This is a genomic window from Streptomyces sp. NPDC001914 (assembly GCF_042891215.1).
Taxonomy (GTDB): Bacteria; Actinomycetota; Actinomycetes; order Streptomycetales; family Streptomycetaceae; genus Streptomyces.
This window is the reverse complement of the sequence record NZ_JBIASW010000003.1, coordinates 609,129-634,294: the sequence shown is the minus strand read 5'-3', so window position 1 is coordinate 634,294 and position 25,166 is coordinate 609,129. Positions and strand designations below refer to the sequence as shown.

Here is a 25,166-nt window from a genome sequence, read left to right as displayed (position 1 = left end):
ACGCCCGTCGCGGGTTCAGCGGCCGGGTGACCGTACGGCCGAGAGCTGTTCGTTCATCGCCGCGAGGAATCTGAGGACCACGGACAGCTCGTCCTCGCTGAAACCGGACCGCACGCTGGCGGTGACGTCGGCGAGCGGCCGGAAATGGGCGCGCGCGGCGGACCGGGCGTCGGGGACGTAGTGGAGGTGGACCACCCTGCGGTCGGGGCTCTCCCGGACGCGCCGGATGTGGCCCGCGCGTTCGAGCCGGTCCAGGCACGCGGTGACCGCGCCCGAGGTCAGTCCGAGGTGTTCGCGCAGCCGGCCCGGCGTGAGCGGCTCGGGGGCGTCGAGGATCGCCGCGAGCGCCAGAACGTCCGTCGCGTGCAGGCCGTGTTCCCCGGCGAAGCCGTGGACCAGCCGGTTGATCTCGCCGTTCAGCCGGCGCAGCTCGACCGCGAAGGAGTGAAGATCCGTCACCCCGGCCCGGTCCCGCTCCGGGCCCGTGCCGGGGTCCGGAACGTCCGTCAGGTCGTCACGGTCGTCTCGTCTGGCCACGTGATCAGCCTATAGAAGTCCGGGCACCTCCCCCGTTCGGGCGTCCGGCTCCCGGCGGCCGCCCCGTCCGGCGCATCCGCGGGCCGTGCCCGCGTGGAAGGGATCAGGGAGGCAGGCGGTCCCCCAGGGGGCCCGGTGGCGACCGACGGAGGACCCATGAGCGACGAGGAGACGGGCACCGGCCCCCGGTGCCTGGTGACCGGTGCGACCGGCTACATCGGCGGCCGGCTGGTGCCCGAACTGCTGGCCGAGGGGTACCGGGTGCGCTGTCTGGCGCGCTCGCCGGACAAGCTGCGCGACTATCCCTGGGCGGGTGAGGCGGAGGTGGTGCGCGGCGACGTCACGGACGCCGGCTCGGTCGGCGAAGCCCTGCGCGGCTGCGAGATCGCGTACTACCTCGTGCACGCCCTCGGCACCGGCCACGACTTCGAGGAGACGGACCGCAAGGCCGCCCGGATCTTCGGCGAGCAGGCCCGTGCGGCGGGCGTGCGGCGGATCGTCTATCTGGGCGGCCTCACCCCCGCGGGCGTTCCGATCGCGGAGCTGTCGCCGCACCTGCGGTCCCGGACCGAGGTGGGAGAGATCCTGCTGGAGTCGGGCGTACCGACCGCCGTGCTGCGCGCCGCGGTGATCATCGGCTCAGGCTCCGCGTCGTTCGAGATGCTGCGCTATCTGACCGAGCGGCTGCCGGTGATGGTGACGCCGAGCTGGGTGCACACCCGGATCCAGCCGATGGGCGTGCGTGACGTCCTGCGCACGCTGGTCGGCAGCGCCGAGATGCCCGCGAAGGTCAACCGCACCTTCGACATCGGCGGTCCCGACGTCCTCACGTACCTGGACATGATGCGCCGGTACGCGGTCATCGCCGGGCTGCCGCGCAGGCTCATCTTCGCGGTACCGGTCCTCACGCCCCGGCTGTCCAGTCACTGGGTCGGACTGGTCACCCCGGTGCCCGCGTCGATCGCGCGCCCGCTCACCGAGTCGCTGCGCCACGAGGTCGTGTGCCGCGAGCACGACATCGTCCGGTACGTTCCCGATCCGCCGGGACGGCCCATCGGTTTCGACGCGGCGGTGACCCTGGCGCTCCAGCGGGTCCGCGACGCCCAGGTGACGACCCGGTGGTCGTCGGCGTCGTACCCCGGGACGGCCAGCGATCCGCTGCCCACCGACCCCGACTGGGCGGGCGGCAGTCTCTACACGGACGAGCGCGAACTGGCCGTGGACGCGTCGCCGAAGAATCTGTGGCGGGTCATCGAGGGCATCGGCGGCGACAACGGCTGGTACTCCTTCCCGCTGGCCTGGGCGGTGCGCGGCTGGATGGACCGGCTGGTGGGCGGGGTGGGGCTGCGCCGCGGACGCCGGGACGCCAGCCGGCTGCGGGTGGGCGACTCCCTCGACTTCTGGCGGGTGGAGGAGATCGAGCCGGGCCGTCTGCTGCGGTTGCGGGCCGAGATGAGACTGCCGGGGCTGGCGTGGCTGGAGATGTACGCCGACGCGACGGACGACGGGCGTACGCGCTACCGGCAGCGGGCGCTGTTCCATCCGCACGGGCTGCTGGGGCACCTGTACTGGTGGAGCGTCTCTCCGTTCCACGCCGTGGTGTTCGGCGGCATGGCCCGCAACATCGCCCTGGCCGCGAAGAACGCCCCCGCCGATGCCGCGGGCCCGGCACTCATCCGCTGACCCACGACACCACCGTGCCGACCCAAGCCCACCCACCACCCCACGGAGGCCCCGCACGCCACCCCCGACCTCCACACCCATCCCGCACGGCACCCTCGGCCACAGCCACAGCCACAGCCACAGCCACAGCCACAGCCACAGCCACAGCCAGCCTGTGCGGGTGCGGCACCCACCCACGGTCCCGCGGAGGTCCTGCACAGCACCCCCGACTCCCACACCCACCCCGCACGGCACCCTCAACCGCGGCCGGCCCGTGCGGCACCCACCCACGGCCCCGCGGAGGCCCCGTGCGGCGCCCCGGACCCCCACAGCCACCCCGCACGGCACCCTCAGCCGCGGCCACCCTGAGCGAAACCACCCCTCGCCCCACGGAGATGCTGTACGCCACCCCCGACACCCACACCCATCCCGCACGGCACCCGCGGCCACGGCCACGGCCACGGCCACGGCCAGCCTGTGCGGGTGCGGCGCTCACCCGTGGTCCCGCGGAGGTCGTCTGTGGCGCCCCGGCCTCGTCCACCCTGCGCTGTGGCCACCCGCCGCGGCCGTCCGCCCCGCGTCGCGCCGCCGGGCGGTGGGACCGGCACGGGGCGGTCGACCGGCGTGCGGGAGTGCCGCCCGTCCGGACCTCCGTACGACCCGCCCGCGCCGCATCCGCATCGCTCGCCCGAGCCGAAGCAGTCCGACGCCGTACCCCTCCCAGCACTGCCCCGGAGCCACCCCATGACCGTCTCGATCGTGCTGTTCACCTCCGACCTGCGCCTGCACGACCATCCGCCGCTGCGGGCCGCCCTCGACGGTTCGGACGCGGTGGTGCCGCTCTTCGTCCGCGACGACGCCGTCGCGGACGCCGGGTTCACCGCCCCCAACCGGATGGCGTTCCTCGCCGACTGTCTGACGGACCTGGACGCCGGGCTCCGCGACCGCGGCGGCCGGCTGATCGTGCGCTCCGGCGACGTGGCGGCCGAGGTGGCCAAGGCCGCCGCCGAGACCGACGCCGACGCGGTGCACGTCGCGGCGGGAGTCAGCGCGTACGCGCACCGCAGGGAGGAGCGGCTGCGCACCGCGCTGGAGGCGGACGGACGCCGTCTGCACGTCCACGACGCCGTGGTCACCGCGCTCGCACCCGGCGCCGTGACCCCGGCCGCCTCCGACCACTTCGCCGTCTTCACGCCGTACCACCGCCAGTGGGACCGGCAGCCGTTGCGGGACCCGGCCGCGGCGCCCCGGGTCGTCCGGGTGCCGGACGGCGTCGGTTCGGAGGCGGTCCCCTCGCGCCCGGACGTGTCCGGGGTGTCCGAGGGGCTGGCCCGGGGCGGTGAGGCGGAGGCCAGAAAGCGGATGAACGCCTGGCTGCGGGGCGGGATCGGGGCGTACGAGGACCGCCACGACGACCTGCCCGGCGACGCCACGTCCCGGCTCTCCCCCCATCTGCACTTCGGCACCCTGTCGCCGGCCGAACTGGTCCGGCGGGCGCGCGACGCGGGCGGTCCGGGCGCCGAGGCGTTCGTACGGCAGGTCGCCTGGCGCGACTTCCACCACCAGGTGCTGGCCGCGCGGCCCGACGCGTCCGCCGCCGACTACCGCACCAAGCACGACCGGTGGCGGACGGAGGCCGAGGCACGGGACGACATCGAGGCGTGGCGGGAGGGACGCACCGGCTATCCGGTGGTGGACGCCGCGATGCGGCAGCTGCGCCACGAGGGCTGGATGCACAACCGGGGGCGCCTGCTCACCGCGAGCTTCCTGGTCAAGACGCTCTACGTGGACTGGCGGGTCGGGGCCCGGCACTTCCTCGACCTGCTGGTGGACGGGGATGTCGCCAACAACCAGCTCAACTGGCAGTGGATGGCGGGGACGGGGACCGACAGCCGGCCCAACCGTGTCCTGAACCCGCTGACCCAGGCGAAGCGTTACGACCCCGACGGGGCATATGTCCGCCGCTGGGTGCCCGAGTTGGCGGAGATCGCCGGGCATGCCGTGCACGAGCCCTGGAAGCTCCAGGGATTGGACCGCGCCGCCTGCGATTATCCGGACCCGATCGTCGACCTCTCCGAGGGGCTGGCCCGCTTCAAGAAGGCCCGTGGCCTGGACTGACGGCAAGGCCCTGGCCGCGTTCACGGGCGATCGGAACCGAATATAAACTGCCGGGGATTTTACCTGTTGTAGAGATTCCCCATCGGTGTGCCGCCGTATTGATGGTCGTCCGAACCACTCGTGCCGGATCCGTGCGCACCGGATCCATCGCGCGGCCACCCCGGAGTCAGCAGCTCCGGCCCCGCCGCACCCGCCCCCAGGAGGCTGTTCAATGCGCATTACACGGAACGTGGGAACCCTCTTCGTGACCGGTGCGTTGACGCTGACCCTGGCCGCGCTCGCCTATCCGGCCATGCTGGGGATCCAGACCACGTCCGCCGCGCCGGTCCGCGTCATAGCCAATCCGTCCTCGGGGCCGCTGACCGAGGCCGACCGCGACTTCGTCGTCAAGGTGCGCGCGGCGGGGCTGTGGGAGTACCCGGTCGGACAACTGGCCCTGCAGAAGGGCACCACCCCCGCGGTGCGCACTGCGGGTGAGCACCTGATCTCGGGCCACGCCGGCCTCGACGCCACCAGCCGCAAGGTCGCCAAGGAACTCGGCATCACGCTGCCCAACAAGCCGTCCCCGCAGCAGCAGGGCTTCGTGGCGACCCTGAGCGGGGACTCCGGCACGAAGTTCGACACCGACTTCGCCAACATCCTGCGCGTGACGCACGGACAGATCTTCTCGACCGTGGCGAAGATCCGCGCGTCGACCGAGAACAGTCTCGTACGGCAGCTCGCCGACCAGGCCAACGACACCGTGCTGGACCACATCACCGTGATGGAGAAGACCGGCCTGGTCAACTTCGACCAGGTGATCATCCAGGAGACCACCATCCCGAAGATGCCAGCGTCCGACATGACGCCGCCCGCGCCGCAGCCCGGCGAGCCGGAGGTCGTCCTGACGCCCCCGGCGGGCGGGGCGTCGCAGAACAACGGCGGGGCGTCCCTGCCCTCGGGAGGGGCCGCGCTGCCCTCGCCGACGCCGACGGTGGGCTGAACGACGCAGGTCCTGTGAACGGCGGCCGCCCGAGCGAGAGTTCGCGAGGGCGGCCGCCGTTCCGCTCAGCCCTCGGCCAGACCCACCAGGGCGGTCAGCGCCTCCCTCAGTCCCGGCGGCCGGAGCATGTCCGGTTCCGGGCGTCCGGCCCAGCCGGGACCGCCGAGGAGGACCGTGGGCCGGCTGCGGGCGCCCTTGACTCCCCAGGTGGTGGCCGCGATGTGCCGGGCCAGCGGGCGGTCCGCGGTGGAACGGGTCTGCGACCACAGCACGACGGCGACCGGCCCCAGCCGCCGCACCGCCGCGGTCAGCGCCTCCGAGGGCACGGCGGGACCGAACATCCGCGTGGGCAGGCCGTGTTCGAGGAGGCCCGCGTGCAACGCCTCCAGCGGTAGGCAGTGTTGCTCGCCGGGCACGCAGGCGAGCAGGATCGGTCCCACTCCGGTGGCCGGTGCCTTGGACTCCGCCGGTCCCGAAGCGCGGTGCAGCGCACGGGAGATGTGCCACGACAGCAGGTGCTCGACCTCCACGTAGCGATCCCCGGCGGACTCCCATTTGCGGCCCACCGCGTGCAGGGTCGGCACCATCACCTCCTCCCAGCCGACGACCACGCCGTGCCGCTGGACGAGCGCGGTCAACTGGTCGTCCACGGAAGGCGCGTCGAGGCGTACGGCGGCGCGCGCGAGACCCTTGCACTCCTGCCGGGGGTCCCCGAGCGGCTCCGCCCCGGCCGCCCGCGCCGGGGCTTCCAGGTCGTCGGCGATGCCCTCGTCCCCGGGCTCCAGGGGGTCCGACCAGCCCTTCGCCGCCCTGGCCGCCTCGGCGGGCGGCACGCCGGCCGAGGTCAGCCGGCACATCTCCTCGAGCATGGCCACGTCCTGTGGCGTCCAGCGGCGGTGCCGCCCGCCGGAACGGACCGCGGGTCCCATTCCGTACCTGCGGTCCCAGGACCGCAGCGTGGTGGGTGACACTCCCAGGCGGCGGGCCAGCGCGCCGGTGGTGACACCGGCTTCGGCGGATCCCTCGCCCGGTTCCCGCACCTGGTCAGACCGGCCATCACCCATACGGCGACTATACGACGCAGAAACGATGCGAGTTGTCGCCTGTGTCCCCTGCTTCACACAATCGGTTTCACGGGGCCCCGCACAGGGTTCCGGAGCAAGGAGCCGTGGCCATGAGCGCAGATCCGACCGCCGAGCAACCGACCGCCGAGTCCGGGCCCGCGATCACGGACGCGGAACTGGCCCGTGGCATCGTCGACGGGGACGAGACCTCCCTGGCCACCGCGTACCGGCGGTGGGCGCCCCTCGTCCAGGCCCTCGCCCGGCGTTCGCTGGGCGACCCGCGCGAGGCCGAGGACGTCACCCAGCAGGTGTTCCTCGCCGTGTGGCGGGGCGCGCGGGGCTACCGGCCCGAACGCGGCCCGGTCGCCGCGTGGCTCGTGGGCATCACGCGGCGCAAGATCGCCGACGCCCTGTCCGCACGGACCCGGCGCACCGAGCTGGTGGGGGCGGCAGGCGCTCTCCTGGCCCTCGCCGACGACAGCCGGGCCCGGCCCGAGGCCACCCTCGACCGTGTCGTCGTCCGGCACGAGCTGGCCAAGCTCCCGACACCGCAGCGCCGGGTTCTGCACCTCGCGTTCTACGAGGACCTCACCCAGACCCAGATCGCCCAGCGCACCGGCTGGCCGCTGGGCACCGTCAAGAGCCACTCCCGACGCGGCATGCACCAGCTGCGCGACAGTCTGCGACCGGTGGCCGAGGTCTGAACCCGGGCCCTCCGCCTCCTCGCCAGGCATGGAAACCGGCCTGTCCGGAACTTTTCGGTCCGCGGGCCAATCCACCGCCCGACCGGCTTCGGATCACATCCGAACCGTCGACACGTCCAGGAGGAACCACACCGTGAAGGAAGCCGTGGAGATCGGGCGACACCCGTCCGCGGAGCCGGACCTGCCGGATCTCATGGCCCGGGTCGCCCGCGGCGACCAGGAGGCGTTCGCCTCGCTCTACGACGTGGTGGCGGGGCCCGTCCTCGGCATCGTGACCAAGGTGCTGCGGGACCGTGCGCAGTCGGAGGAGGTCGCTCAGGAGGTGCTGGTCGAGGTGTGGCGGACCGCCGCCCGCTACCGCCCCGAGCGGGGCTCGGTGATGAACTGGGTCCTCACCCTCACCCATCAGCGGGCCGTGGACCGGGTCCGCTCGGTCGAGGCCTCGGCGGCACGGGAGCACAAGGCCGCCCTGCTCGACCGGACACCCGAGTTCGACGAGGTGGCCGAGCAGGTCGAGGCGCGGCTGGAACGTGAGCAGGTACGGCGCTGCATGCGCACGCTGACGGAACTCCAGCGCCAGTCGGTGACGCTGGCCTACTACCGCGGGCTGACCTATCGGGAGGTGGCGGAGCTGCTGGCGACTCCCCTCGGCACGGTCAAGACGCGGCTGCGCGACGGTCTGATCCGGCTGCGCGACTGCCTGGGGGTGACGGTGTGAACACGGCGGACCTGCACACACTGACCGGCGCGTACGCGCTGCACGCGCTGTCCGACGACGAACGCGAGCGCTTCGAACGGCACGCCGCGGACTGTGAGGACTGCGCGACGGAGGTCCGTGAGCTGAGCGCCACGGCCGCGCGGCTGGGTCTGGCCGTCACCGCCTCACCGGGCCCGGCCCTCAAGGACCGGGTGATACGGCGGATCACCACGGTCCGGCAGGAGCCGCCTCGCACGCTACCCCTCACGGTTCAACACGCCGGGGTCCTGCGCCGCTACCGTCCCGCGCGCTGGGCGCTCGCCGCGGCCCTCGCCGCCGCGGCCTCACTGGGCGGTACGGCGGTGTGGCAGCACGAGCGCGCCCAGGACGCCCAGGAGCAGGCCCGTGCCGCCGAACGTCGTGCCGCCCAGGTGACCGCCGTTCTCACGGCCCCCGACGCGACCTCGCGCACGGCGAAGCTGGCGGACGGGGCGAGCGGCACGGTCGTCGTGTCCCGGAGCCGGGACCGGGCGGTGTTCATCTCCTCGAAGATGGCGAAGCCGCCCGGCGGCAAGGTCTACCAGCTCTGGTACGACGACGCGGGCACCATGCGCTCCGCCGGGCTGATGGACCCGGACCGCACCAGCGAGACCGTCCTGCTGAAGGGCGCCGTCGACGGCGCGTCCGGCATGGGGATCACCGTGGAGCCCGCCGGCGGCTCCCCGGAGCCCACGTCCGCGCCGGTGGCCCTGCTGGGACTGCCCGTCTGAGTGTTCGTCCCCTCGGTTCGGGGGAGGGGACGAACACCCGGCACGTCGGACGCCGGACACCTGGCATGTCGGACGCCGGCACCACTCAGCGGCGCGGTCGTGGCGGCAGCGGGAAGAAGCCGCTGGTGCGCGCGACGTACTCGGCGAAGCCCGGGCGCTGCGCCATGTGGCGTTCCAGCATCGGCTTTCCGCTGCCGTTGATCAGGAGATAGCTCATCACCAGCGGGGACACCAGCGCCACGGCGGCCGACTGCGGGCTGTCGCAGGCGAGCAGGAACAGACCCCACCAGACGCAGAAGTCGCCGAAGTAGTTCGGGTGACGGGTCCAGCTCCACAGGCCGCGGTCCATGACACGGCCGCGGTTGGCCGGATCGGACTTGAAGCGGGCGAGCTGGGCGTCGCCGACCGCCTCGAAGAACAGCCCGACGGCCCACAGAGCGGTGCCCGCCCAGGCGAAGCCCGTGAGCGGCCCCGGAACGTACTGCGCGGCCTGGACCGGCAGCGACACCAGCCACACCAGCGCCCCTTGCAGGAGATACACCATGCGCAGGGCGTAGAGGTCACGGCTGCCGGGCGCCTTGGACAGCATCGCTTCGTAGCGCGGGTCCTCGCCGTGGCCCCGGCCGCGCCGCGCGATGTGCGCGGCCAGCCGCAGTCCCCACACGGAGGTGAGGACGGTGACGAGCACACGGCGTGCCTCGTCGCCCTCGCCGGCGGACGCCAGGAAGGAGACGAGGGCCACCGCGGTGAAGGCGATCCCCCAGGCGACGTCCACGATCCGGTGCAGGTTCCGGCGGACGCCGACGGCGAAGGTGACCAGCATGACGGCGAAGGCCGCGCCGGCCGCGAGGGCGAGGTTCTGGGCGAACGCCGCCCAGGGGAAACCGGTCATGGCGTGGGGGCCTTCCGGACGCCCTGCGCCTCAGCCGTGCTTTCCGGCTCCGCCGCGGCCTCCGACTCCGCCGCGCCCGCCTCCGCCGTGCCCTTCGTGAACAGGTACTGCTGGACGTCCAGATAGCCGGAGCGGAACCCGGCTTCGGAGTACGCGAGGTAGAAGGTCCACATCCGGCGGAAGGTCTCGTCGAAGCCGAGCGCGGCGACCTCGTCGGCCCGCTCGGTGAACCGCTCGCGCCACAGCCGCAGGGTCTCGGCGTAGTGCGCGCCGAAGGCGTCCCTGCGGGAGATGCGCAGGGAGGTGTGGGCTCGGGTCACCTCCTCCACCGCCTCCACGGAGGGCAGCAGGCCGCCGGGGAAGACGTACTTCTGGATCCAGGTGAAGGTGTCGCGGGAGGCGAGCATACGGTCGTGCGGCATGGTGATCGCCTGGAGCGCGACGCGGCCGCCGGGGGCCAGCCGTGCGTCGAGGGTGGCGAAGTAGACCGGCCAGAACTCCTCGCCGACCGCCTCGATCATCTCGACGCTGACGACGGCGTCGTACGTCCCGGTGGCCTCGCGGTAGTCGCACAGCTCGATGCTCACCCTGTCCTCGACTCCCGCCTCGCGCACCCGTTCGCGGGCCAGGGCCTGTTGTTCGCGGGAGAGGGTGAGAGAGGTGACACGGGCACCGCGCGCGGCGGCGCGGATCGCCAGTTCGCCCCAGCCGGTGCCGATTTCGAGGAGTCGTGTTCCGGGTCCGGCCTCGACGAGGTCGAGGAGCCGGTCGATCTTGCGGTGCTGGGCGTCGGCCAGCAGGGGCCAGGAGGCGGGGAAGCCGCGGAAGAGGGCCGACGAATAGCTGAGGGTGTCGTCGAGGAAGAGCGCGAACAGGTTGTTGGACAGGTCGTAGTGGCGGCTGATGTTGTCGCGGGCGCCGGTGGGTGTGTTGCGCTCGACGTCCGGCCGCCGCATCGCCCAGAGACCGCGCAGCCGCTGCAGCGGGGCCGGGATCAGACCGGCCGCGTTGCCCGCGAGGACGGTGAGCGCGGCGACGAGGTCCGGCGCGTCCCACTCCTCGGCCATGTAGGACTCGCCGAAGCCGATGAGGCCTTCGGCGCCGATGCGGCCGTGGAAGGCGGCCGGGTCGTGGATCTCGATGACCGGGCCGCCGAGGCCGGCGCGGGTTCCGTCGGCGAACCGCGCCTGGAGCGGCAGCCGTTCGAGGGCACGGCGGACCACCGCGCGGGTGACGGCCGTACGGGCCCGCGACGACCGGGGCCGGGGCACCGCGTCCGGCCGGCGGAGCGGGTCGGTGTCCTGTCGGGGCGTCTCGACGGGGCAGGACTCGGCTGTCCTCATTGCGCGTTCTCCTGGGTTCGTTGCGGGGTGCGGGGCTGGACGGGCAGTCCGCGAAGGTAGAGGCGGATGCCGTGCAGGCGGATGGCGGCGGACACGGCGAGGGTGGACCACGGGTGGCGCAGCGCCTGACGCAGCAGCGCGCCGACGGTCGCGGCCTGCCGCGTTCCTCGTACGGTGGCGGTGAAGGGTCGTGCTCCCACGCGCTCCAGATGCACCGTCAGGTCGAGCCTGTCGCCGGGCTCGGGCAGGCGCATCCGGTAGGCGCCGTCGACGGGGAAGAACGGCGACACGTAGAACTCCTTGCGGGTCCGCGCGGTGCCGCCGTCGTCGGGGCGCAGCAGGTAGGAGTGCCGTTCGCCGTAGGTGTTGTGGACCTCGGCGACGACGCAGCGGGCGGTGCCGTCGGCGTCGTGGCACCAGTACAGGGTCAGCGGGTTGAAGACGTGGCCGAGGACGCGTGCGTGGCTGAGCATGAGCACCGGTCCGCCGTGCAGGTCGACGCCGTGCGAGGCGAGGAACCGGTCGAGACCCGCACGGATGCTGGGCTGGTCGCCGTCGAAGTGGTCCCGGGGATCGAAGCGGGCCAACGGGCGGAGCGCATAGGGCAGTTCGGGCGGGTGGTCGGGGTCGGTCAGCCACATGTACGTCCGGTGGCGCAGCGCGTACCGGGTGGGCGCGGTCCTTACGTGCGCGACCGTGCAGGGGTAGAGGGCGGGATGGCCGGTCACCAGGTCACCCCCAGGGTCTCGGCCGCCTCGACGCCGGACCGGCAGCCGTCCTCGTGGAAGCCCCAGCCGTGGTAGGCGCCGGCGTAGGCGGTCACCGGGCCGTTCAGGGAGGGCAGTCGGCGCTGGGCGGCCACGGACTCGGGTGTGTAGACGGGGTGTTCGTACTCCATGCGGGCCAGGACCCGGGCCGGGTCGACCCGGTCCTCGCCGCCGAGGGTGACGACGAACGTCTCGGGCGCGTCCAGCCGTTGCAGCCGGTTCATGTCGTAGCTGACCCGGACCCGGTCCGCGTCGGTGCCGCAGTCGGGCATCAGGTAGTTCCAGGAGGCCCGTGCCCCGCGGGCGCTCGGCAGGAGTGTGGTGTCGGTGTGGAGGAGGGTGGTGTTGCGGGAGTAGCGGAACGCCCCGAGCACTTCGCGCTCCTGGGAGGTGGGGTCGGCGAGCAGCCGAAGGGCCTGGTCGGGATGCGCCGCGATGACGACGGATCCGTACGAGTCGGTGGTGCCGTCCTCGGTGGTGATGTCCACTCCGTCGGCGTGGCGGCGCACGGCTCGGACGGGGGTGGAGGTGTGTACCGCGTCGAGTTCCTTGGCGAGCCGGTCGACGTAGGAGCGGGAGCCTCCGGTGACCGTGCGCCAGACGGGCGAGCCGCTCACCGAGAGCATGCCGTGGTGGTCCATGAAGCGGAACAGGTAGGCGGCCGGGTAGCGGCGGGCCGTGGCGGAGTCGCAGGACCAGACTGCGGAGACGAGCGGGGTCATGAAGTGCCGGGTGAAGTAGGGCGAGAAGCCCTGCCGGGTGATGAACTCGCCGAGGGTGAGGGTGTCTTCGCCGCCCTCGGCCAGCAGGCGGCGGGCGGCGCGGTGGAAGGCCGGCACTTCGGTGAGCATCCGCAGGTAGCGGCCGTGCAGCGCGCTGCGCGGCCGGGCGAAGAGACCGGCGGGGCCGCGGGCGCCCGCGTACTGGAGACCGCATCCCTCGCACCGCACCGACATGCTCATCTCGGACTCCTGCGTGGCGACGCCGAGTTCGGCGAACAGCCGCAGCAGGTGGGGATAGGTGCGGTGGTTGTGCACGATGAAGCCCGAGTCGACGCGGTGCAGGCGTCCGTCGGACGAGGTCAGGTCGTGGGTGTGGGCGTGTCCGCCGAGCCGGTCGTCCGCTTCGTAGAGGGTGACGGGCCGCTCACGGCTGAGGACGTAGGCGGCGGTGAGCCCGGCCACTCCCCCGCCGATCACCGCCGTACGTCTGAGTGCGCTCAGGCGTTCCTCGTGGGTGCGCCCGGCGCCGCCGTCCGCCGCGTCGTCGGACCCATGCCTCGTCCTCATCGGATTCCTCCCGCCCGGCTCCTGATCGGGGGATCGGAGCTCTCGGAGTTATTCCGAAGCAGGGGGCCGAACGGATTGGGCTGGGAGCGATCTTCTTCAGCGGATCCAAAAGAAAGTCCGCAGGAAGGTCCGGACCGGCCGGTGCCGGGTCGCCGCGGCGCGGGGGCGACCCCCGCCGCGACGACCCGCCGTCACGTGGAGTGACGGTCAGTTGACGTGCCGTTCATGTCCTTCCCAGTACGGCTCGCGCAGCTTGTACTTCTGGAGTTTGCCGGTGGCCGTGCGGGCCAGGACGTCCCGGAACTCGACCGAGGTCGGCGCCTTGTACCCGGCCAGGCGCTCCTTGCAGTACTGGATCAGCTCGCTCTCCGTCGCCTCCGTGTCCGGGGCGAGGACCACCAGGGCCTTGACGGTCTCGCCCCACTTCTCGTGCGGGACGCCGATGACCGCGACCTCGGCGACCGACGGGTGACTGAAGAGCGTGTCCTCCACCTCGATCGAGGACACGTTCTCCCCGCCCGTGATGATCACGTCCTTCTTGCGGTCGCTGATCGTCAGATAGCCGTCCTCGCCGATGGATCCGCCGTCGCCGGTGTGGAACCAGCCGTCGGCCAAGGCCCGTTCGGTCTCCGCGGGCTGGTCCCAGTAGCCCTCCAGTACGACGTTGGAGCGCGCGAGGATCTCGCCGTCGGCGGCGGTGCGCAGGGTCACGCCCAGCGCGGGGGCACCCGCGCGGACGAGTTTCTCGGCGCGGCCTTGCGGGTCGAGGTCGTCCCATTCGGCGCGGGTGCGGTTGACGGTGAGCAGGGGCGAGGTCTCGGTGAGGCCGTAGATCTGGATGAACTCCCAGCCCAGCAGGGACTCGACCCGTGCGACGGTCCTGGTGGGCGGGGGCGCGCCGGCGACGATGATACGGACCCGGTCGCGGCCGGGGATCTCGCCCTCCCAGGACTCGGCGGCGGCCAGCACGGCGTTGACGACGGCGGGGGCAGCGCACATCACGGTCACGCCGTGCTCGGCGACCCGGCGCAGGATCTCCGCGCCGTCGACCTTGCGCAGTGCGATCTGGCGGACGCCGAGGCCCGCCATCGCGAAGGGCATCCCCCAGCCGTTCGCGTGGAACATGGGCAGGGTGTGCAGATACACATCGCGGTCGGTGATGCCGGCGTGCAGGGCGAAGGTCGTGGCGTTGACCCAGATGTTGCGGTGCGTGATCTGGACGCCCTTGGGCCGGGCCGTCGTGCCGCTGGTGTAGTTGATCGTCGCGGTGGCGTTCTCGTCCGGCTCCCAGGGCCGGGGGCCGGTGCCGAAGCGGTACAGCTCGGCGTCGGCGGCGGCGCCGAGGGTGAAGCGGTGCTTGCAGGCGATCTTGGCGAAGCGGTCGGCCAGTTCGGGGTCGACGAGCAGGACGCTCGCGCCGGAGTGCTCGACGATATAGGTCACCTCGTCGGCCGTCAGACGGAAGTTGACCGGTACGAGCACCCGGCCGTGTCCGCTGACGCCGAAGAAGGAGGTGAGCAGCCGGGCGCTGTTGGGCGAGACGACGGCCACGCGCGCCCCGAGCGGGACGCCCAGCGCGTCGAGCCCGGCGGCCTGCGCTCGGGCCAGCTCCCCGACGCGCCGGTAGGTCAGCCCCTGCCAGGGCTCGGCCGGCTGCTCGGGTTCGTCGACGACGCCGAGGCGGTCGCCGTACACGGTGACGGCGCGGTCCAGGAAATCAAGTGCTCCGAAGGGGACGAGCATCACGGCCTCCCGAAGATCGGACGATGCCCTCTTTCTATCCTGGCCCCGCCCCCGCGCATCCGGAGAACACACCAACCGGTACTCACGGTGATGTCCGCATCCATGTGCGTGTCCCGGCGTCCTTGGCCTCCGCGTGCCCGGCACGTCACGATCGTCCGATGGACAGCCGACCGACGTTCGACTTTCCCCGGCCCCTGCGCATCGGCGGGCTGGGGTTGCATCTGCGCGAGTGGTCCGACGACGACGTCGCGGATCTCGTGGCGCTCTACGACGATCCCGAGATCGACCGGTGGACGCCGGTCGTGTCGCCCTTCGACACCGAGGCGGCGCTCGCGTACCTGGCGGCGGCCGAGCAGAAGAGTGCCGAGAGGCGGGGGGTGCAGCTCGCCATCACGACGGACGGCGAGCTGCCCCGGGGCGAGATCCTGCTGTTCCCCGGTACGGCCGACGACCGTGACGTCGAGCTGGCCTACGGCGTGGGGGCCGCCCACCGGGGCCGGGGGCTCGCGACCCGCGCGGTCCGGCTCGTCGTGGACTTCGCCCACCGCCATGTGGGAGGCCGGCGCGTCGTGCTGTGCATCGAGGGCGGGAACGCCGCCAGCGAGGCGGTCGCCAGGGCGGCGGGTTTCGTCCTCACCGACGACGCGCCCGTGATCCGCACGGCGAAGGGCCGGGACGTCGTCCTGTGGACCTGGAACCACCTCGAAGGTACGGGCCCGCGCCTCGGCTGACGGCTGACGGCCCCTCTCACGGTCCGGAACCCGTCTCTGGGCCCGTGGTGTGCCGGTCACCCGGTGAGGGGCGGACCCGGTGGCGGGCCCGCCCCTCGTTCCGCGGGGTGCTCAGCTCACGTTGAGCGCGGTGTCGTCGAGGACGAACGACGTCTGGAGCGTGGAGCCCTCGACGCCGGTGAACTTGATCGTGACCGTCTGCCCGGCGTAGGTGGAGCCCAGGCTGAAGGTGCGCTGCGTGTACCCGGACGCGGCGTTCAGGTTCGAGTACGTGGCCAGGGTCGACAGCACGGTGCCGCCGCTGTTGAGGACCTGGGCCTTGAGGGTGTCGTACGCGGTGCTCGTGGTCGTCTCGGCCGTGTCCACGTGCAGATAGAAGCTCAGGGTGACCGAGCAGCCCGAGGGGATGGTCACGGACTGGGAGAGCGTGTCGGTGTTGGCCGAGCCGTAGCCGTTGAGCCACGCCTTGTACGAGCCGGTGCGGGCGGCCTCGCCCGAGCTGTTCGTGATGACACCGCTGGTGGCGGTCCAGGACGTGGCCCCTGACTCGAAGCCGGGGTTGGCGAGCAGCTGGGCGGCCGTGCAGGTGCCGCCGCCGCCGCCGCTGGTCGTGCCGGCGAGCCAGTCGGTGGCGTTCAGGGCGAGGACCTTGTTGGTGGCGCCGGTGTCGTTCCAGCCGTCGTACAGGGTATTGCCGGACTGGCCGGTGCCGTCGTCGATCGGGGAACTGTCGCCCCAGAAGGCGACCTTGCCGCTGCCGAAGGTGCTGGTCGCGAAGAACGCGCCGGTGTTCCCGGAGTAACCGGTGCGGTAGACGAGGCCCTTGACGGACGAGTTGTCCGCCGGCTTGAGCGTGGCGGTGGTCCCGTCCGCGATGAGGCTCTTGGTGACGGTGCCGAACGACCCGTGCAGGACCGCGTTCGTGCTGTCGCTGATCGCGCTCGGGTAGTCGGAGCCGACGTCGAGCGTGTCGATCGAGAAGCCGAACGGGTCGGTGCTGTCGACGCTGTTGTTGCTCATCAGGTCGTTGAAGATCTCGACCGCGTCGTAGCCGTCGCTGTTGCGGTCGGCACCGGTGTGGTCGGAGATCATGAAGAGGCCGCCACCGTTCTTGACGAACGTCATGATGGCGGTCTTCTCGGCCGTGGTGAACAGCGTGTTGGGTTCGGGCAGCACCAGCTCGTCGAAGTTCGACAGGTCGGTCGCGGCCGTGCCGCCGTAGGTGAGGCTGGAGCCCGAAGGCAGCGTCTTCAGGCTGTAGTTGCCGGTCTTGTGCAGGGCCACGCCCCAGGAGGACAGGGCTCCCGTCCAGGACGTCTCCGAGGACGGGTTGGAGTTCTGGCCGAGCGGGTCGGGCTGGCTGGTGGAGATGATCCAGTCGGCGTTGCCCGCGGTCTCGGCGTGGCCGTTGTCGAACAGGACGCGGTGGGGGGTGGCCGCGTGGGCGGGAACGGCGGTGGCCGCCTGGAGCGCGGCACCTGTGACGAGCAGTCCGAACAGTCCCAGGGCGGTGGTGAGTCTGTTTCTGTGGCGGGACTTCCTGAATCCGAGCATCCGACGAACCTCCGGTATGAGGGGGGAGAGGCGGTGCGGGCGCCAAGTCTTCGCGCGTAGAACGGAAGCCGGCCGCCTTCCGTTCAACAGATTATTGAACGGTACATGTCCAAACGCGAGTTGCCCAGGGGGCGGGTGGGGGCCTGCCGCGGGTCCTCCGGCGGGTGCGTCAGGGGTGCCCGCCCGGTGGCGGACTGGGCGGGCCCGATGCGGGCAGATACATAACTGCGGGGGACCGACCAGGAGGGGCTGAGATGGAGATCTCGGGCGTCATCAGTGCCGTCGTCATCGGCATCGTCATCGGTGTACTGGGCCGGCTCGCCGTGCCCGGCCGCCAGCGCATCGGCATCCTGTGGACGATCGTGGTGGGCATCGTGGCCGCGTTCATCGGGTCGGGCATCGCCGCCGCGTTCGGCGTCGCCGACACCAAGGGCGTCGACTGGATCGAGTGGCTCATCCAGATCGGCCTCGCCGCGTTCGGTGTGGCGGCACTGGACCGGGCACGGGGGCGCCACTGATAGTCCGGCGACAGGCCGGAACTGCGTGATGGGCCGAACCCGGCGGGCCCGGGCGGGGCCCGCTCGAAGGGTGGTGAAGCCCGGACGCGGGGCGGGGCCGCGCTCCGGGATGCCGGAAGGTGGGGGCCCGCTCGAAGGTTGGCCAAGCCCGGACGAGCCGCGAGGCCAGGGCTGCGGGGCGCCGGAGGCCGAGGGGCGTCGGGGGCCCGCGCACCGGGTGGTGGAGCCCTGACGAGCAGCGGGACCTGCGCTTCGGGACGCCGGAGAGCCGGGGGACGCCGGGGGCCCGCCGGCTCCGGGATGCCGGAGGGTCGTGGGGCACCGGGGACTGCGGGATGCCGGGCTCTGCGGGACTCTGGAGGGCCGAGGGCGCCGGGGGCCGCCCGGCGCTGCGGGACGCCGGAGGGCCGAGGGCCCGAGGGCTCCGGGGCGCGCGAACTCCGGGGGTCCGCGGGCTCCGAAGACCTCCAGGGGCCTGCGTTCCAGGATGCCGGAGGCTCGCGGGACACCAGGGCCCACGGGCTTCGGGATGCCGGAAGGTCAGGAGACGCCGGGGGCCGCAGGGCGCTGTTGAGGCCGCGGCTGCGGGCGGGCTGGTCGGGGGCTGACGACTCGCTGGGCGCCTCCCGGCGAATTGCGTTGCGGAGCCGGTGCCCGCGCGGCTACCTTCCTGCGGGCTTCGACTGCCCGCCCCACCCGCTCCCCCACGCCACGGAGTCACCTTGCCGCCGCGCATCACGCCGTTGACCGATCCGGAATCCTCCCCGTCGAGCCGGCGTCTGGCCTGGCTGGCCTCGGACGCCGAAGGGGTTCCGGTGGGCTCGGCGTTCCTGTGGCTGCCCGGCAAGAAGGGTCAGGACCATCGCGCCGAGCTGGAGATCTCCGTACACCCCGCGGAGCGCCGCGCCGGAGTGGGCGGCGCCCTGCTCACCGCCGCCCTGACCGCCGCGCGGGGCGACGGACGGCGGCCGCTGGTCGCCCGGGTCACGGCCGGCTCCCCCGGCGAACCGTTTCTCGCGGCCCACGGGTTCCGTCGGGTGCTGGCGCTGACCTTCGCCCGCCTCGCACTGCCGGAACTCGACCTCGAAGCGGTGACCGCGATCGCCGAACGCCCGCACCCCGGCTACGCGTTGACGAGCTGGGAGGGTGTCGTACCGGCCGAGCTGGCGCACACCTTCGCCGCCTCGCGGCGGGCCATGGACGACATGCCGATGGAGGACAGCGACCACGGCATCGACGTCTGGGACGTGGAGCGGGTCGTGGCCGTGGCGGAGGCCGTCCTCGAACGGGGCGACGCGCTGCACACGGTGGCCGTGGTGGACCGCTCGGACGGCTCCGTCGCCGGATTCACGGAACTCGTCGTACCGGGTGACGGGCGCGGCGACGCCCAGCACTACGGTACGGGCGTCCTGCCCGAGCACCGCGGTCACGGCCTCGGGTTGTGGATGAAGGCCGAGTCGGTCCGCCGGGCGCGGCTGCGGTACCCGGAACTCGCCGGCCTGCTGACGGACACGGCCGACAGCAACGCGCACATGATCGGCATCAACGACGCGCTCGGCTATCGGCCGACCCACCGGGAGCTGGAGTTCCGGCTGGACCTCTGAAGGGCCGGGACGGGGCCGGCACCGGCGCTCCTCCGGAGGGGGCCGCCGTCAGCCCTCGTACACGTACGGGGTGGTCGTGGTGAGCGGCTGGAAGCCCAGGCGGTTCAGGATGGGGCGGCTCTGGCTGGAGGCGTCGACCTGGACGTAGCGGTAGCCGCGCTCGGCGGCGACACGGGCCCGGTGGGAGACGAGGGCGCGGTAGATGCCCCGGCCCCGCCATGCCTCGACGGTGCCGCCGCCCCACAGCCCGGCGAACCGGGCCCCGGGCACGAGTTCCATGCGGGCCGCGCTGACCGGGACGTCACCGACGAGCGCCACGACGGCGACGACCGTGTTCGCGTCGCCCGTGAGCTGGGCGAGCAGCTGGTGGCGCAGCAGGGTGCTGTCGCCGCCGAAGGCCTTCTCGTGGACGTCGGCGACGAGCGCCACGCCCGCGCGGTCGGTCACCGGCAGCAGCCGGACGCCCTCGGGCGGCTGTACGTCGAGGGCGAGAGCGCTCAGCTCGGCGACCATCAGGGTCTCCTCGGGCTGGGCCGTGAAGCCCGCCGCCCGCAGGCGCTGTCCCAGGTTCTCCGGCCGGTCGTGCCCGTACAGCTTCCACTCGAAGCCGCCCCCGAGGCCGGAGAAGAAGCGCACCTGTTCGGCGATGGCCGCGTCGGCGCTCGCCGCGTCGAGGCCGGACCAGAGCACCCCGTTCCAGCCCTTGTCGGCGCCGACCTGGCGCACCACCTTGCCGACACGCTCGACCCGGGCGCCCGGCGCGTCGGGCCGCGCGCCTTCCCGCATGTCCCGGTCGAACAGCGCCAGTACCGCTGCATGATCCATGGGGCCACTCCAGCATCCCGGGACGAACGGGGCAACGGGAATATCCGCCCGCGAGACACGAGGGTGTCCGGGCGGGTCCTTTCCCAGGAACCGCCCGGACGCTCTCGTGTCTGGTCGTGCTTCGGTCAGCCGGTGGTCGTCAGTTCCTGCTGGGGGGTGGGGGCCGGGGTCGTCGGCCGGAAGCGGCTCAGGCCCGTCAGGCTGACGAAGACCAGGGAGAAGACGCCCGCCAGGGCGAAGGCGGTGAAGCCGGCGGTGGTCGAGCCGGTGGCGAGCAGCTGGCCGCCGAGCCAGGGGCCGAAGACGGCACCGAAGCGGCCCATGCCCGAGGTCCAGCCGACGGCCGTGGCACGGTTGTCGTCCTCGGAGCGGTGCGCCACCGTCGCGTAGATCATGGCCTGCGCGCTGAAGAGGAACAGGCCGGTCAGGAAGACGACGGTGTACGTGAGGGGCAGCGGCATCTTGACGCTGAGGGAGTAGATGCCGACGGCGGTGGCGCCGAACCAGATGGCCGAGATGACCGAGCCGCCGAACCTGTCGGTCAGTCGGCCGCCGACCAGCATGCCGACGATGCCGCCGAGGTTGATGACGATCACGAAGCCGATCGAGGAGCCGAGGTTGTAGCCGTTGGCCTTCATCAGCGAGGGCAGCCACTGCGAGACGCCGTAGACGAGGAGGAGACCGCCGAAGGAGGCGATCCAGAAGAGCAGGGTCTGGACCCACCGGCCGCCGCGGAACAGGGCGGTGACGGCGCTGAAGCGGTCGGCGACGGCCTGGCGGTCCTCGGCGCGGGCGGCCAGGTCGACGCCGTAACGGTCGGCGAGCGCGCGGGCCTCGTCGGTACGTCCCTTGGCCTGGAGGAAGGCCATCGACTCGGGCAGGAACGCGGCCGCCAGCGGAACCCCGATGAACAGCGGTATCACGCAGATCCAGAAGGAGACCCGCCAGTCGCCCGTCCCGAGCGCGACGAATCCGGCGACGATGCCGCCGGCCTGGTGGGCGGTCATCAGCGAGCCCACGATCAGGGCGCGGCGGCCGCGGGGGGCGTACTCGGTGACCATGGTGATCGCGCTCGGCAGCAGGCCGCCGAGGCCGAGGCCGGCCAGGAAGCGGCCGAGGCTGAAGACGCCCAGGCTCCCGGCGGAGGCGCAGACCGCGGAGGCCAGCGAGAACACGGCGGTGGAGGCGATGATCGTCTTCTTGCGGCCGACCCAGTCGCTGACGGTGCCGGAGCACAGGGCGCCGATGAGCATGCCGAAGGTGGCCCAGGAGCCGACGTCGCCGGCCTTGCCGGGGTCGATGCCGAGCGCCTTCGTCTCCAGCATGTGCGGCAGCACGGAGCCGTAGATGAACATGTCGAGGCCGTCGAAGAGGACGACCAGCCAGCAGAGGCCGACGACCAGCGCGGCCAGTCTGCTGCCGCCGCGAGCGGGCAGGGCGAGGGAGGAGGACATCGTTGTTTCCTCTCGTCCAGGAGGTGGGGCCCTGGAAGGGGGTCGTGGGTGCGGGCCGACGCGGCTCGTGCGGCTGACCCGATTGTGCGACAGACGCTAAGGAGTGAACTCCTGGAGTGTCAACGCTTTTGTCAACAATCTGCGAAACGATCCGGCCGGCTCCCGTGACCTTGGTCCGGACGGCTGACAGGCAGGTGACAGCACGTGCGGGCGGCACACGACCGGTGCCGCCCGCACGTGGATACCGGCTGGGATGGTTCGCTCAGCCGTTCGTTGCCCGACAGGGTGCCTCAGGGGCGGTCAGCGGACGGGCGGTGTGCCGTGGGTGTGGAAGGACTCGATGGTCTTCAGACCCCAGGCCTGGCCCTTCTTCCGCTCCTCCTCGGTCCACGTGATCAGCGGCCAGTCGGGCGCCAGGACGAGGCGGGTGAGCGGGTTGCACAACTCGACCCGGTTGCCGCCGGGCTCGTAGACGTAGAGGAAGAACGTCTGCTGGATGGCGTGCTTGTGCGGGCCGGTCTCGATGAACACACCGGTGTCGATGGCGAGGTCGGCGGCGCGCAGGATGTCCTCGCGGGTGTCCGTGGCGAACGCGGTGTGGTGCAGCCGCCCGCTCGAACCCGTCCAGTCCTCCGTGTAGACGACGTCGTACGACTTGTTGCTGAACGTCAGCCACTGGGCGGCGATCCGGCCGCTGTCGAGCCGGATCTGCTCGGTCGGACGGGCCCCGAGCGCGTCGCGGACGAAGTCCCCGTTCGCGGCGACGTCGGAGGCGAGGTAGTTCACGTGGTCGAGGCGCCGTACGCCGACCCCGTGGCCGGGTTTGGCCTGCGGCTGGTTCTTCAGACCGGGCCTCAGGTGCTCCGGCGCCTGATACCACTCGCTCTCCCAGTACAGGGCCAGTTCATGGCCGTCGGGATCGGTGGTCACGTAGAGCGGGCCGATCCCGGGCTCGTCCTCCACCCAGCGGCCCTCGCGGCCGGCGCTCTCGATCTCCTTGACCCGGCGGTGAAGGGCCTCCTCACTGGAGGCGCGCAGGGCCGTGCGGCGGATGCCCGAGGTCGTGTGGGCGGTCAGGGTCAGGCTGTGGTGTTCGTAGTCGTCCCAGGTCCGCAGGTGGACGGAGTCTCCGGAGCGGCCGTTCTCGGTCAGGCCGAGGTACTCCGTGAAGAAGCGGACGCTGGCGTCCAGGTCGGGGGTGAGCAGTTCGACATGCCCGAGGTGGGCGATGTCGCCGAGCGGCGGGGCCATGGGGCCTCCTCAGAGTTGATGTGCGGCGCCGGCCGGCCGGGGGAAGACCGTGCCGTCGAAGATCTTGCGTGCGGTGCGGACGACGGCGGTGCGCCGGGCCACCGGCGGGGCGCCGCCGGGGCCGTGGTCGACACCGGCCTCGATGTCGAGGAATCCGGTGGGATGTTCGATACGCAGCCGGTCGCCCCGGTCGGGCAGGCGCGCCACGGCGTGTCCGACGCCGCCCTCCACGCGCAGCCCGGCGGCGACGCTCGCCGCGCCGAGGACGCCGATGGAGGTGTGGCAGCGCACCGGAATGAAGGTGCGGGTCGTGACGGCTCCGCCCGCGCGGGGCGGAGCGAGCAGGGTCAGTTTGGGCACGGTGGCGTTCTCGACGTCCCCGAGCCCCATCAGCTTGCCCGCCTCCAGCCGGATCCCGCGGAGCCGGCCCGCCAGGGCCCGGTCCCCCTCCAGGTCCTCGGGGGCCTCGTACCCGGTGACACCCAGCGAGGACGCCGCGATCAGCACGGTGGGCATGCCGTTGTCGACGCACGTCACGGGGGTGTCGGCGACGAGGTCCCGGGCATGGCCCGTGGGCAGCAACGGGGCACTCCCCCGCGGGAATTCGATCACCACGGGCGCCGCGGTCCCGGGCACCCCGGAGATCTCGGCGTCGCCCTCGTAGACCACGCGTCCGCCGTCGGTGGGAAAGGTCGCCAGCGCGAGATCCCCCGAGTTGACCATGCGGATACGGACCGACGTGACGCCCTCCCCCGGCTCGACCAGTCCGCGTTCGACGGCGAACGGGCCGATCCCGGCGAGGATGTTGCCGCAGTTCTGACGGTCCGACACCTCCGCCTTGTCGGCGGCGACTTGGAGGAAGAGATAGTCGACGTCCGCGGCGGGGTCGGCGGAGACCGAGACCACGGCCACCTTGCTGGTCAGCGGGTGGGCGCCGCCCAGGCCGTCGATCTGGCGCGGGTCGGGGCTGCCCATCACGCGCAGCAGCAGGCCGTCGCGTTCGGCGGGGCTCTCGGGCAGGTCCCCGGCGAGGAAGTAGGCGCCCTTGGAGGTGCCGCCGCGCAGGAGCATGCAGCGCACCCCCTCGGGGGCGCTCACGGCACGTCTCCGGTCCGGAAGCCGGCGCCCCTCACGGCGCGGCTCCGTCCCGCACGTAGTCGTCGTAGGAGGTGTAGGTCACGCCCAGACGTACGAGGGTTTCGCGCAAACCGTAGCGGTCCAGGCCGAGTTGGCCCTCCAGGAAGGCGGCGCGGGCCAGCGCCTCCTTGCGCTCGCGGGCCGCGGAGGCCTCGGCGACCTCGCGGGCCGCCTCGCGCGGCACGCACACCACACCGTCGTCGTCGGCGAGGATCACGTCACCGGGCCGGACGATCTGACCGCCGACGGCCACGGGCACGTTCACCGAGCCGCCGGTCGCCTTCACGGTGCCCTGCGGGCTGACGGCGGCCGCCCAGGCGGCGAAGCCCATCTCGCGCAGTTCGGCGGTGTCCCGGACACCGGCGTTGATGACCAGACCGCGCACACCGCGCCGGTGCAGCGCGGTGGCGAACAGTTCGCCGAACATGCCGTCGGTGGAGGGGGAGGTGGTGGTGACGACCAGGATGTCGCCCTCGCCGCACTGCTCCACGGCGGCGTGGATCATGAGGTTGTCGCCGGGCCACGACAGCACGGTGACCGCGGTGCCCGCGACGCGGACGCCCTGCTGGATCGGGCGCAGCCCGGTGCCGAGCAGCCCGGTCCGGCCCATCGCCTCGTGCACGGTGGCGGTGCCGTAGCCGGCGATCGCCTCGACGTCCTTCGCGTCCGCCCTGGGCGGGCCGGTGACGATCACGCCGCTCATGCCAGCTCCTTCGCGATCTGCGGGTAGGGACGCATGAACGCCTCGGCCATGGTCTTGTGCGCCAGGCCCAGGTTCGGGCCGGCGTTGCGCTTGAGCTGGACACCCCGGCGTACGGCGAGGTCGGTGTAGTAGTCCCACAGGTGCTGCTGGGCGCCGAGGCATTCCATCGCCTTGCGCTTGGTCTCCCACACCTCGGTGACATCGAGGAGCACTTCGGGCCGGAAGCCGCTCATCTCCGGCTGGTGGGGCTCGAAGTAGAAGACGGGCGGAGCGCCGATGATCTCCCCCTGGCCGGGGTAGCCGATGGCCTGGGCGAGGACCCGGGCCTCCAGCGCCATCCGGTTGGCGGCGGGGTGGTCGCCGTTGTACGGGTCCTCGGTCGGATGGGTGAGCACGACGTCCGGCTGGGTCTCGCGGTACACCGTCACGAGCCGGTCGGTGAGTTCGGCGGTGGCGGTCAGCGGGTAGTCGCCGGCGTCGAAGAAGCGGACGGCGGCGCCGAGCGTGGCGGCGGCCTTCTCGGCCTCCTCACGGCGTATCGCCTTGATCTCGTCGAGCTTCTTGCCCTCGCGCCAGGCCTTCGCCGACTCACCGCGCTCGCCGAAGGTCAGGCACGCGATGGTGACCTTCTCCCCCCGGGAGGCGGCGAGGGCGATGGCGCCACCCGCACGCCACACGAAGTCCCCGGCGTGCGCGGTGACGACCAGCGTCGATCGTGATGGGCGCCCCCCGGGCGGGGCCGAGGGGCCGGGGGCGGCGGGCGCGTAGCCGTGCGTCATTGCAGCAATCTCCTTGATGGACAGGTGGGCGCCCGCCTCGGC

At 72.4% G+C, this 25,166-nt stretch carries 23 protein-coding genes; 9 read left to right on the top strand and 14 right to left on the bottom strand.

Translation table 11 applies throughout. From position 1 onward, the window contains the following. Positions 1–15 precede the first annotated feature (15 nt). Complete coding sequence (locus ACFYYF_RS12030; protein ID WP_388774137.1) at positions 16–537, bottom strand: MarR family winged helix-turn-helix transcriptional regulator; 522 nt, start codon at positions 535–537, stop codon at positions 16–18. 156 nt (positions 538–693) lie between these two features. On the opposite strand from ACFYYF_RS12030, the gene ACFYYF_RS12025 reads away from it, so the two are divergent. From ACFYYF_RS12025 to ACFYYF_RS12015, 3 genes are all read left to right on the top strand, one after another. Then, positions 694–2,220, top strand: a complete 1,527-nt coding sequence (locus tag ACFYYF_RS12025) for an SDR family oxidoreductase (RefSeq protein WP_388774135.1) — start codon at positions 694–696, stop codon at positions 2,218–2,220. A gap of 723 nt (positions 2,221–2,943) precedes the next feature. Continuing rightward, positions 2,944–4,317: a cryptochrome/photolyase family protein gene (locus ACFYYF_RS12020; RefSeq protein WP_388774132.1), complete on the top strand. Its 1,374-nt coding sequence runs from the start codon at positions 2,944–2,946 to the stop codon at positions 4,315–4,317. Between the two features lie 211 nt (positions 4,318–4,528). Then, positions 4,529–5,299, top strand: coding sequence for a DUF4142 domain-containing protein (locus ACFYYF_RS12015; protein WP_365494331.1), 771 nt, complete (start codon positions 4,529–4,531; stop codon positions 5,297–5,299). 65 nt (positions 5,300–5,364) lie between these two features. Here ACFYYF_RS12015 and ACFYYF_RS12010 read toward each other — a convergent pair whose 3' ends face one another. Then, positions 5,365–6,363, bottom strand: a complete 999-nt coding sequence (locus ACFYYF_RS12010; protein WP_388774128.1) for a MerR family transcriptional regulator — start codon at positions 6,361–6,363, stop codon at positions 5,365–5,367. Positions 6,364–6,473: 110 nt separating this feature from the next. On the opposite strand from ACFYYF_RS12010, the gene ACFYYF_RS12005 reads away from it, so the two are divergent. The 3 genes from ACFYYF_RS12005 to ACFYYF_RS11995 all read left to right on the top strand — a co-directional run bounded on the left by ACFYYF_RS12005 (position 6,474) and on the right by ACFYYF_RS11995 (position 8,534). Beyond that, complete coding sequence (locus ACFYYF_RS12005) at positions 6,474–7,067, top strand: sigma-70 family RNA polymerase sigma factor (RefSeq protein ID WP_388774126.1); 594 nt, start codon at positions 6,474–6,476, stop codon at positions 7,065–7,067. Positions 7,068–7,200: 133 nt separating this feature from the next. Further along, entirely contained in the window at positions 7,201–7,785 is a 585-nt protein-coding gene (locus tag ACFYYF_RS12000) for a sigma-70 family RNA polymerase sigma factor (protein ID WP_388774124.1), read from the top strand. Next, on the top strand, positions 7,782–8,534 hold the full coding sequence (locus ACFYYF_RS11995) for an anti-sigma factor domain-containing protein (protein WP_388774121.1): 753 nt from the start codon (positions 7,782–7,784) through the stop codon (positions 8,532–8,534). The genes ACFYYF_RS12000 and ACFYYF_RS11995 overlap by 4 nt, the downstream gene beginning before the upstream one ends. An 85-nt stretch (positions 8,535–8,619) precedes the next feature. Here ACFYYF_RS11995 and ACFYYF_RS11990 read toward each other — a convergent pair whose 3' ends face one another. The 5 genes from ACFYYF_RS11990 to ACFYYF_RS11970 all read right to left on the bottom strand — a co-directional run bounded on the left by ACFYYF_RS11990 (position 8,620) and on the right by ACFYYF_RS11970 (position 14,568). Continuing rightward, positions 8,620–9,426 (bottom strand): DUF1295 domain-containing protein, encoded by an 807-nt coding sequence (locus ACFYYF_RS11990; protein ID WP_388774118.1) that lies wholly within the window; start codon positions 9,424–9,426, stop codon positions 8,620–8,622. Continuing rightward, entirely contained in the window at positions 9,423–10,769 is a 1,347-nt protein-coding gene (locus ACFYYF_RS11985; RefSeq protein ID WP_388774115.1) for a class I SAM-dependent methyltransferase, read from the bottom strand. Before ACFYYF_RS11985 ends, ACFYYF_RS11990 begins: the two co-directional genes overlap by 4 nt. Next, entirely contained in the window at positions 10,766–11,497 is a 732-nt protein-coding gene (locus ACFYYF_RS11980) for a DUF1365 domain-containing protein (protein WP_388774113.1), read from the bottom strand. The genes ACFYYF_RS11985 and ACFYYF_RS11980 overlap by 4 nt, the downstream gene beginning before the upstream one ends. Next, positions 11,494–12,825, bottom strand: coding sequence for an NAD(P)/FAD-dependent oxidoreductase (locus ACFYYF_RS11975; protein WP_388774110.1), 1,332 nt, complete (start codon positions 12,823–12,825; stop codon positions 11,494–11,496). The genes ACFYYF_RS11980 and ACFYYF_RS11975 overlap by 4 nt, the downstream gene beginning before the upstream one ends. Before the next feature lie 207 nt (positions 12,826–13,032). Beyond that, the gene (locus ACFYYF_RS11970) at positions 13,033–14,568 is read right to left on the bottom strand and encodes an AMP-binding protein (protein WP_388774108.1); all 1,536 of its coding nucleotides are present in this window, start codon (positions 14,566–14,568) and stop codon (positions 13,033–13,035) included. Between the two features lie 158 nt (positions 14,569–14,726). Here ACFYYF_RS11970 and ACFYYF_RS11965 point away from each other — a divergent pair, with 158 nt between their 5' ends. Beyond that, entirely contained in the window at positions 14,727–15,299 is a 573-nt protein-coding gene (locus tag ACFYYF_RS11965; RefSeq protein ID WP_388774105.1) for a GNAT family N-acetyltransferase, read from the top strand. 111 nt (positions 15,300–15,410) lie between these two features. Here the strand turns inward: ACFYYF_RS11965 and ACFYYF_RS11960 are convergent, their stop codons facing one another. Further along, the gene (locus ACFYYF_RS11960) at positions 15,411–16,853 is read right to left on the bottom strand and encodes a hydrolase (protein WP_388774102.1); all 1,443 of its coding nucleotides are present in this window, start codon (positions 16,851–16,853) and stop codon (positions 15,411–15,413) included. A 254-nt stretch (positions 16,854–17,107) separates the two neighbouring features. Here ACFYYF_RS11960 and ACFYYF_RS11955 point away from each other — a divergent pair, with 254 nt between their 5' ends. Continuing rightward, positions 17,108–17,371 (top strand): GlsB/YeaQ/YmgE family stress response membrane protein, encoded by a 264-nt coding sequence (locus ACFYYF_RS11955; protein ID WP_361682528.1) that lies wholly within the window; start codon positions 17,108–17,110, stop codon positions 17,369–17,371. 722 nt (positions 17,372–18,093) lie between these two features. Next, the gene (locus ACFYYF_RS11950) at positions 18,094–18,975 is read left to right on the top strand and encodes a GNAT family N-acetyltransferase (protein ID WP_388774100.1); all 882 of its coding nucleotides are present in this window, start codon (positions 18,094–18,096) and stop codon (positions 18,973–18,975) included. Positions 18,976–19,023: 48 nt separating this feature from the next. Here the strand turns inward: ACFYYF_RS11950 and ACFYYF_RS11945 are convergent, their stop codons facing one another. The 6 genes from ACFYYF_RS11945 to ACFYYF_RS11920 all read right to left on the bottom strand — a co-directional run bounded on the left by ACFYYF_RS11945 (position 19,024) and on the right by ACFYYF_RS11920 (position 25,124). Continuing rightward, positions 19,024–19,800 (bottom strand): GNAT family N-acetyltransferase, encoded by a 777-nt coding sequence (locus ACFYYF_RS11945; protein WP_361682532.1) that lies wholly within the window; start codon positions 19,798–19,800, stop codon positions 19,024–19,026. Positions 19,801–19,925: 125 nt separating this feature from the next. Further along, the gene (locus tag ACFYYF_RS11940) at positions 19,926–21,254 is read right to left on the bottom strand and encodes an MFS transporter (protein ID WP_388774097.1); all 1,329 of its coding nucleotides are present in this window, start codon (positions 21,252–21,254) and stop codon (positions 19,926–19,928) included. A gap of 300 nt (positions 21,255–21,554) precedes the next feature. After that, entirely contained in the window at positions 21,555–22,505 is a 951-nt protein-coding gene (locus ACFYYF_RS11935) for a catechol 2,3-dioxygenase (RefSeq protein WP_388774094.1), read from the bottom strand. Positions 22,506–22,514: 9 nt separating this feature from the next. Next, positions 22,515–23,576 carry a 4-oxalomesaconate tautomerase gene (locus tag ACFYYF_RS11930; protein ID WP_388774384.1) on the bottom strand — a complete coding sequence of 354 codons (1,062 nt, stop codon included), beginning with the start codon at positions 23,574–23,576 and terminating at the stop codon, positions 22,515–22,517. Between the two features lie 58 nt (positions 23,577–23,634). After that, positions 23,635–24,345, bottom strand: a complete 711-nt coding sequence (locus ACFYYF_RS11925) for a 4-carboxy-4-hydroxy-2-oxoadipate aldolase/oxaloacetate decarboxylase (RefSeq protein ID WP_388774091.1) — start codon at positions 24,343–24,345, stop codon at positions 23,635–23,637. Next, positions 24,342–25,124 carry a PIG-L deacetylase family protein gene (locus tag ACFYYF_RS11920; RefSeq protein ID WP_361682546.1) on the bottom strand — a complete coding sequence of 261 codons (783 nt, stop codon included), beginning with the start codon at positions 25,122–25,124 and terminating at the stop codon, positions 24,342–24,344. The genes ACFYYF_RS11925 and ACFYYF_RS11920 overlap by 4 nt, the downstream gene beginning before the upstream one ends. Between the last annotated feature and the right edge of the window lie 42 nt (positions 25,125–25,166).